This window comes from Mesorhizobium sp. P2_B5 (genome assembly GCF_056404775.1).
Genome location: NZ_JBFUDJ010000002.1, coordinates 31,063 through 43,764, shown reverse-complemented (window position 1 = coordinate 43,764; position 12,702 = coordinate 31,063). Strand labels below are relative to the sequence as shown.

Sequence of the window (12,702 nt, the reverse complement as noted above, 5' to 3'; positions counted from 1 at the left end):
AGCCTCAAATCCGGATTGCGCGTCAGGGCCCCGGCCCGAAAAACACCATCCGGGTGAAAAGCGTGTAATCCGCTTCGAAGAGCATCATCGCCACAAACACCAGAATCAGAGCCGGCGGCAGGATGATCGCGTAGGTCAGCGCCAACCGCTCCCAGGCCATGTGCATGAATACGGCGACGATCAGCCCCGCCTTGAGGATCATGAAGATCAGGATCAGCGACCATCTGAGATAGCCGTGAATGCCAAGATAATCGACCATGTAGGAGCAGGCGCTGAGGATGAACAGCCAAGCCCAGACCACCAGATAGAGTTTGATCGGGTGTTCCTGATGGACCTCCGCCTGGGCGACGCCGGTCGCTGCCGCATCATGGGTATGACCAGCGTGAAGTGCTGGTTGCCCCAGGCCGTTTGCAGTTGCTTCAGCCATGTCAGCCTCTCACCAAAGATAGAAGAATGCGAAAATGAACACCCAGACCAGATCGACGAAATGCCAGTATAGCCCCATGATTTCGACGTTCTCGTAGCGACCCCGGCGGCTGGTGAAGAAGCCGGGACGTCCGACGTCGTAGTCTCCACGCCAGACCTTTCGCGCCACGATGATGAGGAAGATCACCCCGATCGTCACATGCGTGCCGTGGAAGCCGGTGATCATGAAGAAAGTCGAACCGAACTGCGCTGCGCCCCACGGATTGCCCCAGGGTCGTACCCCTTCGGTGATCAGCTTGGTCCATTCGAAGGCTTGCATGCCGACGAAGGTGGCTCCCAGCGCTGCCGTCAAAAGCATGAGGATTGCTGTTTTGCGGCGGTCGCGGCGATAGCCGAAATTGACCGCCATGGCCATCGTTCCGCTGCTCGAGATCAACACGAAGGTCATGATGGCGATCAGGATCAGTGGGATGTCCGAACCGCCGATACGAAGCGCAAAGACCTCGCTCGGGTTGGGCCACGGCACGCGCGTGGAGGCGCGCGCGGTCATGTAGGAGAGCAGGAAGCAGCCGAAGATGAAGGTGTCGCTGAGCAGGAAGATCCACATCATGGCCTTGCCCCAGGACACGTTCTTGAACGCGCGCTGATCCGAGGACCAGTCGGCGGCAATGCCTTGCCAGCCTGCGGGCCGCGACTCCGTTTGGCCGGTATGCGTCAGCGTCGTTTCTGCCATGCTCCTCGACCTCCTAGGTCAGCAACTGCCGGCAAATATCGATGAACGTCGCGGCCCAGCCGGCCAAAAGAGCGAAGATGGCGAGCCAGACGAAAAGCAGGAAATGCCAGTACATGGCGCACAATTCGACGCTGAGGCGAAGCCGTTCCGGCCGTGCTCCGTTCCAGGCGCCCGCGGTTGTTCTGCCCAGGCCCACCAGCCCTCCCACTATGTGCAGGCCGTGCATCCCGGTTATCAGGTAGAAAAAGCTGTTGGCCGGATTGGAGGCCAGAAAATAACCATCGGCGGTCAGGTCCCGCCATGCCATGAGCTGCCCGACGAGGAAGGCGATCGCGGTGAGCCCAGCTGCGGCAAGGCCGAGCCTGACCGTGTCCATCTGGCGCTTGCGAGCCGCGACCGAGGCGCATTGCAGCGCGATACTGCTCAGGACCAGCATGCCGGTGTTGAGCCAGAGCAGGCGCGGCATGGGTAGCGGCTGCCAGTCCGACAGCGCCATACGCATAAAGTAGGCGCTGGTGAACAGCGCGAACAGGCAGCCGACGACGGCGAGGAAGACGCCGAGACCGATCTTGGCGGTCGGCAGGCCCGACCGGTCGAAGGGGACAAAGTCTTCCGCCACACCTTGCTCGAGCCATGGTTTCGTCATCAGCCGCTGATGCGAGAGCCACCAGCCGGCAAAGCCGGCGATCACGAGCAGGAAGACCAGGATGACGCTCATGCCGGCTCCCTGGACGGGCCGAAGGTGCCCGGCACGTTTTGCGGAATGAAGTCCTCCTTGGCGCCCGGCACGCTGTAGTCATAGGCCCAGCGATAGACGATCGGCAGCTCCTTGCCGAAATTGCCATGCGCCGGCGGCGTCTGCGGCGTCTGCCATTCGAGTGTCGTGGCCCGCCATGGATTGCCACCAGCCTCGCGGCCATGGCGGATGCTCCAGATCAGATTGAACAGGAACACGATCTGGGCAAAGCCGACGATGAACGCCATGATGCTGATGAACGAGTTCAGGTGATGCGCCGACTCCGTCATGACCGTCACATCGGTCATCTCGGCATAGCGCCGCGGCACGCCCATCAGGCCGATATAGTGCATGGGAAAGAAGATCAGGTAGGCGCCGAGGAAGGTGACCCAGAAATGGAACCGGCCGAGCGTCTCGTCGAGCATCCGGCCGGTGACCTTCGGATACCAGTGGTAGATCGCGCCGAAGATAACGAGGATGGGGGCAACTCCCATGACCATATGGAAGTGGGCGACGACGAACATCGTGTCCGATAGCGGGACGTCGACGACGACGTTGCCAAGAAACAGTCCGGTCAACCCGCCATTGACGAAGGTGACGATGAAGGCCAAGGCAAACAGCATCGGTACGGTGAGATGGATGTCGCCGCGCCACAGCGTCAGCACCCAATTGTAGACCTTGATCGCGGTCGGGATGGCGATGATCAAGGTCGTGGTGGCGAAGAAGAAGCCGAAATAGGGGTGCATGCCGCTGACATACATGTGGTGCGCCCAGACCACGAAGCTCAGCGCGCCGATGCCGACGATGGCCCAGACCATCATCCGGTAGCCAAAAATGTTCTTTCGCGCGTGCGTGCTGATCAGATCGGAGACAATGCCGAAGGCCGGCAGCGCCACGATGTAGACTTCGGGGTGGCCGAAGAACCAGAACAGATGCTGGAACAGGATCGGGCTGCCGCCATTGTGCTGCAGCTGTTCGCCCATCTCGACGACTGCGGGCATGAAGAAGGAGGTGCCAAGCGCGCGGTCAAGCAGCATCATCACGCAGGCGACGAACAGCGCCGGGAAGGCGAGCAGCGCCATCACTGTGGCGGTGAAGATGCCCCAGACGGTCAGCGGCAGGCGCATCAGCGTCATGCCGCGCGTGCGGCCCTGCAGCACCGTCACGACATAGTTCAGGCCGCCCATGGTGAAGCCAATGATGAACAGGATCAACGAGACGAGCATCAGAATGATGCCCCATTCCTGGCCGCCAGGTGTGCCGGTCATGATGGCTTGCGGCGGATAGAGCGTCCAGCCGGCACCGGTCGGCCCGCCAGGCGCAAAGAAGCTCGCCACCAGAACCAGCACGGCAAGCAGATAGATCCAGTAGCTCAGCATGTTGACATAGGGGAAGACCATGTCGCGGGCTCCGACCATCAGCGGGATCAAGTAGTTGCCGAAGCCGCCGAGGAAGAGCGCCGTGAGCAGGTAGATCACCATGATCATGCCGTGCATGGTGATGAACTGGTAGTAGGCCTCAGGGGTGATGAAGTCGAACGTGCCGGGGAAGCCGAGTTGCAGGCGCATCAGCCATGACAAGACTAGGGCGACCAGGCCGATGGCCGTTGCGGTCCCCGAATACTGGATCGCGATGACCTTGGCGTCCTGCGAGAAGACATACTTCGTCCACCAGCTGTGCGGATGGTAGAGTTCCATTTCCGCCACTTCGGCGGGCGGGACGGCATCTGCAGGCGTGACATCGACCATGGGAGCACCTCCGTGCCCTTCAGCGGGACCCGACAGTTTCGAGTTTTGCCGCAACTTTCAAAGCTGACACCGTGGCGTTGCCCGGCGCCTGTTCCGCCGAGCCCGTCTGCTGGGGCGCCGACAATTGCGCGAACGTCTGCTGCTGGTCGAGCCAGGCCACATAGTCTTCCTGGGTGTCGACCATGACGATGCCATGCATCATCGGATGCCCCTGGCCGCACAGTTCGGCGCACAGAACTTGGAAGGTTCCGGTTTTGGTGGGGGTGAACCAGAAATAGGTGACCGAGCCCGGGATCATGTCCATCTTGGCGCGGAATTCCGGCACGTAGAAATCGTGCAACACATCGATCGAGCGGAGCAGCATTTTGACCGGCTTGCCGACCGGCAGATGCAGGTCGGCCGCTTCCACCACGACATCGTCCTGGCCGTTGGGATCCTTGGCGATCACGCCCAGCGGATTTTCAGCGGTAACGTCACGGGTGTCGGATGTGCCGAGCTTGCCGTCCTTACCGGGCAGGCGGTAACTCCACTGCCATTGCTGGCCGATGACTTCGACCACGGTTGCGTCGCTTGGAACGTTGACGAACTGGCTCCAGACGAACAGCCCGGGAACCAGCATGGCGGTGACGCCCACTCCGGTGACGATCGTCAGCCACCATTCGAGCCGCCTGTTCTCCGGTTCGTAGGCCGCCCGGCTCCCCTCGCGATGACGGAAGCGGAAAACGCAATAGGCCATGAACAGCACCACGGCGGCGAAGACGACGCCGGTGATCCAGAAGGTGATGATGATGGTGTTGTCGATATAGTCCCAGTTCGAGGCAATCGGAGTCCACCACCATGGGCTCAGGAAGTGGAACAACACCGAGCCCACGACGATCAAAACGAGTACAACCACGATGGGCATGTCCCGTTCCTCCCGATATTCCAGGGGCGTGAAGCCATCGCTGGAAATACCAAAGTGCATCATGCGTGATTTGCGATGGAAATTCTAGAGCCGGCTGTGGAAGGGGCGAAAAATCGCTTTTGCGGCGGCGGCCGGGGCTCGGCACGGGATCAAAGCGCCTTGATGACAATGCAGCCGGCCAACAGCAGCATGACGCCGGCGAGCCGCATGCCCGACACCAGCCGCTGCGGCAGCCGGAACCAGCCGAATGTGTCGACGAAAATGCTGGCGACCTGCTGGCCAGCCACCGTCAGGCTGACGGCAGCCGCTGCGCCAATGACAGGGATGGCGGTGAACACGGTCGTGACATAGGTGGCGCCGGCGAACCCACCGAGCCAACCCCACCAGGGCATCGACGACAGGCCTGCGAGGCGGGGGCGAGGCGCCTTGCTCAGGGCCAGCGTGGCCAGAAGCACCGCGGCCATGGCCAGCATCGCCACCAGGAACGAAATGGTGCCGACAGCAAACGGCGCGCCGCCAAGATCGTGCCGAAGCAAAGCGTTCACCGCGCCTTGTACCGGCAGCACGGCGCCGGCCAGCAGCGCCAGGCCGATCCAGCCCAGTTTCGACGGCGCGACATTGTCGGCCGCGCCCTTCTGTCCGAGAACGATGAGGGCCGCGCCTGCAAGCACGACAAGCAGCCCAAAGGCAGGCCCGGCGCGCAGGCCGGCCTCCGGAATGCCGAGCCAGCCGAATGTGTCGAGGGCGAAGGACGCAAGCATTTGCCCGGCGATGAAGAGGCCGACCGATACGACGGCGCCGAGGCGAGGGAACAGAAGAATGGTCGAAACGACGTAGAAGGCCGAAGCCATGCCGCCAATCGCGTGCCACCATTCGGCGTTGCGAACGGCCAGCAGCGCAGGCGCCGTTCCTGTAAGGGCCGTGACCGACAGCAGCACGATTGCGCCGACGGCGAGCTGAAGCGTCGTCGCGGCAAAGGGCGAGCCGACCGCCTTTGACAGTTGGGCGTTAGCGCCGGCCTGCACCGCGAGCAGACTGCCGGCAACAAGCGCCAGGGGTATGAAGAGGATTTCCACGATATCATTCCTTGAATTTGAGGCCTGCGACTGTTGCGACGGCTTATATGGCGTGCGCGGATTCGCAGATCGATCTGCCGATTTGCCCATCCGTTGTGCGTTTCTGCAGAGCTCTGTTGGCTTTTAGGTCGCAACCTTCCGTGTTTTCCCTTATCCTTCTGCAAGAATGCACAGCTCACGCGACCAAATCGACTGGGAAGATTTGCGTATGGTGCTGGCCGTCGCGGAGGGCGCTTCGCTGGCGGCGGCGGCGCGGATCCTGGGCGTGAACCACACCACTGTGCTGAGGCGCGTCAATGCGTTCGAGGCGCGGCTTGGCATCCGTCTTTTCGATCGGTTGCCGACGGGCTATGCGCTCACCGCCGGCGGCGAAGAGCTGCTTGGTGCGGCGCGCACAATGGCCGAGACGGTCAATGAGCTGGCACGCAAACTTTCGGGGCAGGATCTCAGGTTCGAAGGCACGTTGCGGGTCACGACCACGGACACGCTGATGGTGTCGGTGCTGCCGCCGATCCTGGCTGCGTTTCGTGAGCTCCATCCCGGCATACGGGTCGAGGCGATGACGCAAAACTCCATCGCCAATTTGACGCATCGCGATGCCGATGTGGCGATCCGGCCGGTGTCGCAGCCGCAGGAAATCCTGGTCGGCAGGCGCATTTCGGGCGTCGCCTTCGCCGCCTACGCGGCGCGCGCCTATGCCGAGACGCTGCCAGCGGAGCCGAAATCCGGTTCGCTGTGCTGGATCGCGCCCGATGACAGCCTGGCCAACACAGGTGTTGCCCGCTGGATGCGGTCGTCACTGCCGGATGCCGAGATAGCCATGCGCGCGGATTCCCTGGTGACGATGTCTCACGCCGCCGGCGCCGGCATGGGGATCGCCGCACTGCCCTGTTATCTCGGCGACAGCCTGCCCGGGCTTGTACGGGTCGGCGGGCTGATCGAGGAGATAGGCTCGGCGCTGTGGGTGCTGGTGCATGACGATCTGCGCCGCACGGCGCGCGTGCATGCCTTTACCAAATTCGTCTCCGGCGAATTGCAGCAGCGGCGCGATCTTCTGGAAGGCAGGCTCGGCGGCGTGCGTGACGTGGACGCCAACTGAAGCGCGTGCGTTCGGGCCCAGCAAAAAGCCCCAGAGCTTCGTCGAGAGCCAAGGCGCGCGATCACGAAGCGGTGACGGCCGTAACGAAGGCTCGGCAGGCTGCGAAGACTGGATGAAGGCGCCGGGCGAAGCATTTGCGGTGCGTCCCAGCCGAAGTCTGGGCGCGATCCGCCAACCTCTCAAGGAATCCACGATCATGATAAATCGCCGTACTTTCTCCACCGCGCTCGTCGCCGGGGTGGCGACGAGCCTATTGGCCGGCTCCCACACGGCGCGAGCGCAGACGGCCCCCAAAGTTCGCAATGTCGTCCTGGTCCATGGCGCCTATGCGGATGGCTCGTGCTGGTCGGAGGTGGTTGGCCTGCTGCAACAGGCAGGACTCAACGCAACCGTCGTCCAGCATCCGCTGACCACGCTGGAGGCTGGCGTCGAGGCAACGCGGCGTGCGATCGCACTCCAGGATGGACCGACGGTCCTTGTCGGGCACTCTTTTGCCGGCATGATCGTCAGCGAGGCAGGGATGGATCCAAAGGTTTCCTCGCTCGTCTATGTCGCGGCGCGCGCTCCGGACGCGGGCGAAGATTACACGGCGCTCGCCAAGACTTTTGCGGCGCCGCCCGCCTCCGCCGGGCTCGTCTGGTCCGAAGGCTATGGCAAGCTCGGTGAGGAGGCTTTCCTGCGGGATTTCGCCGGCGATATTCCTCGCGACAAGGCGCGCATCCTCTACGCTGTCCAGGGGCCGATCTCTGACAAGCTTTTCACCGGAAAGACAACGCAAGCGGCCTGGCGCTCGAAGCCAAGCTGGTATGCGGTCTCGACCGAGGATCGCACGATCAATCCCGATCTCGAACGCTTCATGGCAAAGCGCATGAACGCAAAGACCATCGAAGTGAAGGCAAGCCATTTGTCGCTGATCTCTCACCCCGACGTGATCGCAGGACTCATCTCGCAAGCAGCCGGGTCGCTCAGCTAGCGGGATTGGGCGGATCTGGGGCGGCATGGAAATCAGCTGCCTCATGCTCCGTCCGCGCTGCTTTGGGTCGGGCTCAGATTAGCAACAAGCCCTTCATCGAGGCATTGCCCTTCTTGCCGATGATGATGTGATCGTGGACGGCGATGCCGAGCGGCTTGGCGCTGTCGATAATCTGCTTGGTCATCTCGATGTCGGCGCGCGACGGCGTCGGGTCGCCTGAGGGATGATTGTGCACCAGGACAATAAGAGAAAAAATAGATTATTTTTCAGTATGTTATCGCCATTCGCAATTGAGCTGGGGTATGGGTTTGGTGTCTGGAACGAATGACGTTTTGTGACCATCCCGCCGTATTCCGCCTGATCCTTTGCGCTTCCGGAAATGCATGCGGGATCACGAGTTTCCCTGCGCAGCATAGTACCCGCCGCTGCGACTCCTGAATGTGAATTCGTTCACCGTTGTAACCTTAGATGCGGACAGTATCGGCAGCAGCACGCTGGCAACCATCAGGACTAGGGCAGGACGTGGGCGACAATCTCATCGTTCAGAGATTGGCTCGGCGCTGGCCAGGCCCGATGGCGACGAGTTCTGTTGGTGGGCTTTCAATCGGGAATGAAGTCGCGCATCCTGCCCCGGAGGGGCGTCGATGGCCGATCAGGGCAGGCAGGGCGAGGAGTGGGATGCGGGCGAACTCGACGTCATCATCGCAGACTATTTCGCCATGTTGGGCGACGAGCTGGCTCAGAGACTTTACGTGAAGGCTCATTATCGAGCCGCCCTGATGCAGCGGATCGGGCGATCGGCAGGATCCATCGAGCGCAAGCACCAGAACATCTCGGCTGTCCTCATGGAACTGGGACTTCCATGGATCTGGGGTTACAAGCCACTGCCAACTATCAGGACGCCTTGGCTGAGGCTGTCGACCGATACATCTCGGTCCACCGTGGACTGCTCGAACTGCAATCCATCGCGTCGCCAATGGCGATAGTAGAACCGGACACCGTCTTCACCGCGATGCCGGTACCATCGTCTCGCCCTCGGCGCGAAAGCCTCGAACGCCTCGTGCGGAAATTCGATCCTGTCGAGCGGGATTTCAGGAATCGGCAGCTCGGCCGCGCTGGCGAGGAGTTCGTCATCGACCTGGAACGCAAGCGATTGACCGCGGGTGATCGCGGTGATCTCGCCCACAAGGTTCGCTGGGTGGCGATGGAGGATGGAGATGGTGCTGGCTTCGACGTCCTTTCCTATGACCTGGGCGGCAGGGAGCAGCTCATCGAAGTCAAGACAACCAACGGCGCGGCCCAGACGCCATTCTTCCTGACGCGAAACGAGATGGCCGTATCTAAAGAGCGGCCAGAGCACTGGCATCTCTATCGCGTCCACCTGTTCGCCCAACAGCCTCGTATCTTCACAGTGCGGCCGCCGCTGGAAAGCGCGTTGAGGCTGGACCCCGAGACGTGGCGGGCGGCACCAGGAGCGAATGCCCCCGACGTTGGAGTGGCGGCATCATGAAAGGCTGGAAACGCGTTCCATTCGATTCCAAGGAGCTGGCCGGGGGCGCGTTGATCCGGATATTCAGGAAAAAGGGCAGGGTGGTCGCCACCGTCACCCAGTACGAATGGTTCGAGCCCGATGGCCATGAGTGGCTGTCGTCGCCCTGGATAGCCACGAGTTATGGGACGCCGCATGGGGCAAACTGCTGTGAGCTGCGTCCCCGATCATTCGCCGAAGCCGATGAAGGCGATACGGATCTGCGGGGCTACCTCGACGCCGAACTCAGTTTATCCGATCGTTGTGCTCGATCCGCCGGGACACGCCATGTCGTCGATCTGCCGGCACTGATTGCCGAACGCGGCACCGATCTCGATGTCGACTATGTCTTCAAGCAGTCGTTGACTTGTCCGGAGTGCGGCGAGCCAGGAGGTGGTCTGCAGATCAAGGAACGGGGCGCTGGTTCTTGGTAGCAAAGAAGCGCGATGAGACGAAGTCTCCAAATACGTCAGTGCGAAAGCCTCCCGTCACCCGACCTAAAGGTGGCGATTGATCATAGCCAGAGACTGTCAGAATTCAGAGAGCTAAGTGGGGGGGCATGAGCAGCAAAAGCAACGGCAACAAGCCATCTTTCGATAAAAATCAGAAAAAGGAACTGAAGCAACACGCGATCGGCGTCATGCATGGGCTCCTGCAAGGAGCAATTCGGATTGGCGATCCGAAGCCGTTTGACTTTGGCGAGCTCGGTGGAACTTTTTTTGAAGGATTCACGGCACGCTTCACCTCCCTGTTTGTTGAGGCCAGGCGAGAATTCGTGGTCTTGGCGGCGACTATGCTAAAAGCGAAAAGCGCCCACGAGCCCACCCTGCTGAACCTCTGCCTGACTGCGGCGCAGGACTGCATTAAGCAGTTGGACCCCAAAGCCAGTCCGCAGCAGGCAGACAAAACAATCGATCAATGCGCCGATAAACTGGTGGCAGACACACTTGCCGAAGGTGGCAAGGAATATATCGAGATCGTACCCAACTTCCTGATAATGCCGAATGGTTATGACGGCCCCATCAAGATTGGCCGGGTGACCTCAATGCGGACCGATGACGCAGTGGCGTCAACGGCCGCGCTGGCTGGAAACAAGAAGGTGTCGTTGGTCAAAGGTAGCTACCCGAACATTGAATTAATCAAAGGGACCCTGTTGGTTGGGATGCCGGCGATGGTGTTTGTTGTCGAAGTCCCGGCAGCTCGCCAGAATGTCGCGGAAGAAGCCAAGTGGCTTATTGACGTGGCGATCACCTTCATTCGGTTGTTAGGGTCAGGGTGGTCGCCTCGCTTCCCAGATATTGGAGACATCGAACCTCATCCGACGCTACCGACCAATCCGAGGAGGTCTCACGTAACCATAGACGGCACTATCGTCTCCGCTGGCGGAGCGCAGGGAGTTCGAGCCTATGACGTTGACCATGCTATCGCCGCCCAGCTTTCCGACCAGTCGATACAAAAACTCGCCGACCTCCTATTCGACACCACAGAGAAAGCACTTGCGGGGAGGGTAGCGCAGGGTTTGGGGTGGATTACGCGCGGCCGGCAATCGTTGGACCGTGCCGAGCGTCTGCTTGCCTTCTTCACCGCCTTGGAAGCTCTGCTCACGAATGACGACAAATCTGCGCCAATCACGCAAACCATCAGTAGGTTCGTATCAGTCATCTGCACCAACGACATCGAAACGCGCGTCAAAGTCTTTAATCAAGTCAAGAGCTTATACGGTGTCAGGTCGAAGGTTGTTCATGGAGGAAAGCGAGAGGTGCTCTGGAAGGATGTCAACGTACTTCAGAGCTATGTCGAGGTCGTGTTCAAAGTGGTTCTCAAACAATGCGATCTGACTATGGGGCATTCCAGATTCAACGATAGCCTTGCCGTGGCCTCGCACGGCTTGCCGTGGGAATTCGCTGTCCCCGGGGACGTTGCGGCGGGCGAATCCACCGAAGATGCTGACGTCCAGGAGGCCGACAGTGCTAAGCCCGGCGAAGCCGAAGGAGAAGGCAAATCGGGCGAGGAAAATGCCGCGGTCGAGAAAGCCAAAGCGCCAAACGGACCAAACCAGCCCCCGGAAGACCCGGACCTGCAGTCACCCTAGACTTGCTTGGTGCTATATTCGTGGCGAGCAATTCAGCGGACCTGTCATGGGAAAACGATTTGTCGCGCGTTGTGCACTGTGCGGTGAGGTACGTCTCAGTACCCGCGAACACGTCATTCCGCGGGGATTCTATCCGCCGTCGAAAGCGTCGAGCCGCATTCAGCGTATAGTGATCCCCGCTTGCGGCCCCTGCAACAATGGAACGGCCGACGATGATGTTCATCTGCGGAACGTCATCAGCATTGCCGGGACCGCAAACGCTGCGGTTACCGAGCTTTGGGATGGCCCTATCCGCCGCAGTCTGGGCCTCGCTGACGGACCCAGGCGTGCCGCCGAGATGATGCGGATCATGACGTCGGCGACCGAGCGCCCGGGTATGTTCAGGATCTATCCGGGGAAGGATGCGCGGATCCTAAGGTCTGTGCGCAAAATCGTCCGAGGGCTTAGCTTCCATCACGGACTCCGCTGGCCTTTGGACGACGACCAGGTCTTTTGCGACACCTTGCGCGCGCCAGTGCCGACCGCAGTCTTGAACCATATGACGGAGGCGCATGCCGAGCCTGATATCATGGACTACCGCTATGGCACCGTCACGGATAGTCCAGGCATCGAAAGCGGCTGGTTGCTCCGCTTCTATGAGCGGACGGTGTTCATTGGCATGGTTTTTGAAAGTGCCCAGGAGAAGCGACGCCAAGAGACAATCGGTGAACTTGGCCGGTTTGAGACCCGACTAGAGACCGTGATCAACGGGGAGGCCGGCATTCCGTCGGTTCGCGGCTGAGCGCACGTGACGGTTCGCCGTGCGTGGACGTGCATCCACGCTTTTGCCTTGCGTTTTGGCGCCGGCTTTTTGACCGGAGCGGCCTTGCGTCCCAACCCCAACGATTTCGCCAATGCGGATCGCGTTGCCGAATAGTTTTGAGCGACCGTACGGTAATCTTGGCCAAAAATATTCATTTTACCCTGTGGGTGCGGTGTTTTGGGGCGGTCTTTTCCTCCTCCGTGAACGTCGCGCTCACTCAACAGCGCTCATCGTGAGTCGTCTTGACGTACGGCACGCCACCGTATTTTTTTGATCCCACATCTCAAGCTCCTCGATTGGGTACAGCACCGCTTTTCCAATCTTAACATAGGCCGGTCCAATCCTCATGGCTCGCCAGTTTCGAAGCGTCCCAACAGAGATGCTACCACGGTAGCGTTCCGAGACTTCCTCGGCCGTCAGATACTTCATCGGGGCCTCCCAATGTCTGCTGGCGGCTGCGCTGCTCTAGCATCCCAACCGCTAGCTGTGAGTAGGCTCGGGCACGCTCCCAAACCGTTGATCATGCAGTAGCACGGCTATGACTGACGTCTGCGCACGAGAAATGGAAGGCGCGGAACAGGGGAA

14 protein-coding genes and 1 pseudogene are annotated in these 12,702 nt (G+C 60.7%); 7 read left to right on the top strand and 8 right to left on the bottom strand.

Annotation, left to right across the window (positions count from 1 at the left end; translation table 11 throughout):
• Positions 1–22: 22 nt before the first annotated feature.
• The 6 genes from AC1D1N_RS06725 to AC1D1N_RS06700 form a co-directional block, all read right to left on the bottom strand.
• Complete coding sequence (locus AC1D1N_RS06725) at positions 23–427, bottom strand: cytochrome C oxidase subunit IV family protein (RefSeq protein WP_436260331.1); 405 nt, start codon at positions 425–427, stop codon at positions 23–25.
• Positions 428–436: 9 nt separating this feature from the next.
• Complete coding sequence (locus AC1D1N_RS06720; RefSeq protein ID WP_112564734.1) at positions 437–1,159, bottom strand: heme-copper oxidase subunit III family protein; 723 nt, start codon at positions 1,157–1,159, stop codon at positions 437–439.
• Between the two features lie 13 nt (positions 1,160–1,172).
• The gene (locus tag AC1D1N_RS06715) at positions 1,173–1,877 is read right to left on the bottom strand and encodes a cytochrome c oxidase subunit 3 (RefSeq protein ID WP_352588670.1); all 705 of its coding nucleotides are present in this window, start codon (positions 1,875–1,877) and stop codon (positions 1,173–1,175) included.
• Positions 1,874–3,643, bottom strand: a complete 1,770-nt coding sequence (gene ctaD / locus AC1D1N_RS06710) for a cytochrome c oxidase subunit I (RefSeq protein WP_436260330.1) — start codon at positions 3,641–3,643, stop codon at positions 1,874–1,876. Before ctaD ends, AC1D1N_RS06715 begins: the two co-directional genes overlap by 4 nt.
• A gap of 19 nt (positions 3,644–3,662) precedes the next feature.
• Positions 3,663–4,547, bottom strand: a complete 885-nt coding sequence (gene coxB, locus AC1D1N_RS06705; protein ID WP_352557488.1) for a cytochrome c oxidase subunit II — start codon at positions 4,545–4,547, stop codon at positions 3,663–3,665.
• A gap of 149 nt (positions 4,548–4,696) precedes the next feature.
• Positions 4,697–5,623 (bottom strand): DMT family transporter, encoded by a 927-nt coding sequence (locus tag AC1D1N_RS06700; RefSeq protein WP_436260329.1) that lies wholly within the window; start codon positions 5,621–5,623, stop codon positions 4,697–4,699.
• A 166-nt stretch (positions 5,624–5,789) separates the two neighbouring features.
• Between AC1D1N_RS06700 and AC1D1N_RS06695 the strand changes: the two genes are divergently transcribed.
• Entirely contained in the window at positions 5,790–6,722 is a 933-nt protein-coding gene (locus AC1D1N_RS06695) for a LysR family transcriptional regulator (protein ID WP_477347412.1), read from the top strand.
• Positions 6,723–6,915: 193 nt separating this feature from the next.
• Positions 6,916–7,695, top strand: coding sequence for an alpha/beta fold hydrolase (locus AC1D1N_RS06690; RefSeq protein ID WP_477348813.1), 780 nt, complete (start codon positions 6,916–6,918; stop codon positions 7,693–7,695).
• Positions 7,696–7,768: 73 nt separating this feature from the next.
• Here the strand turns inward: AC1D1N_RS06690 and AC1D1N_RS06685 are convergent.
• Positions 7,769–7,939 (bottom strand): annotated as a pseudogene (locus AC1D1N_RS06685) (JAB domain-containing protein); the annotation flags it as partial.
• A 400-nt stretch (positions 7,940–8,339) separates the two neighbouring features.
• Between AC1D1N_RS06685 and AC1D1N_RS06680 the strand changes: the two are divergent.
• The 5 genes from AC1D1N_RS06680 to AC1D1N_RS06660 all read left to right on the top strand — a co-directional run bounded on the left by AC1D1N_RS06680 (position 8,340) and on the right by AC1D1N_RS06660 (position 12,096).
• Positions 8,340–8,681, top strand: coding sequence for a hypothetical protein (locus tag AC1D1N_RS06680; RefSeq protein WP_436260327.1), 342 nt, complete (start codon positions 8,340–8,342; stop codon positions 8,679–8,681).
• Positions 8,672–9,205: a protein NO VEIN domain-containing protein gene (locus AC1D1N_RS06675; protein ID WP_436260326.1), complete on the top strand. Its 534-nt coding sequence runs from the start codon at positions 8,672–8,674 to the stop codon at positions 9,203–9,205. Before AC1D1N_RS06680 ends, AC1D1N_RS06675 begins: the two co-directional genes overlap by 10 nt.
• A complete protein-coding gene (locus tag AC1D1N_RS06670) occupies positions 9,202–9,657 on the top strand; it encodes a hypothetical protein (protein ID WP_436260325.1) in 456 nt (151 codons plus the stop codon). Before AC1D1N_RS06675 ends, AC1D1N_RS06670 begins: the two co-directional genes overlap by 4 nt.
• Before the next feature lie 125 nt (positions 9,658–9,782).
• Positions 9,783–11,315 (top strand): hypothetical protein, encoded by a 1,533-nt coding sequence (locus AC1D1N_RS06665; protein WP_436260324.1) that lies wholly within the window; start codon positions 9,783–9,785, stop codon positions 11,313–11,315.
• Positions 11,316–11,361: 46 nt separating this feature from the next.
• Positions 11,362–12,096: a hypothetical protein gene (locus AC1D1N_RS06660; RefSeq protein WP_436260323.1), complete on the top strand. Its 735-nt coding sequence runs from the start codon at positions 11,362–11,364 to the stop codon at positions 12,094–12,096.
• Positions 12,097–12,330: 234 nt separating this feature from the next.
• On the opposite strand, the gene AC1D1N_RS06655 is transcribed toward AC1D1N_RS06660, so the two are convergent.
• Positions 12,331–12,546 carry a helix-turn-helix domain-containing protein gene (locus AC1D1N_RS06655; protein ID WP_436260322.1) on the bottom strand — a complete coding sequence of 72 codons (216 nt, stop codon included), beginning with the start codon at positions 12,544–12,546 and terminating at the stop codon, positions 12,331–12,333.
• Between the last annotated feature and the right edge of the window lie 156 nt (positions 12,547–12,702).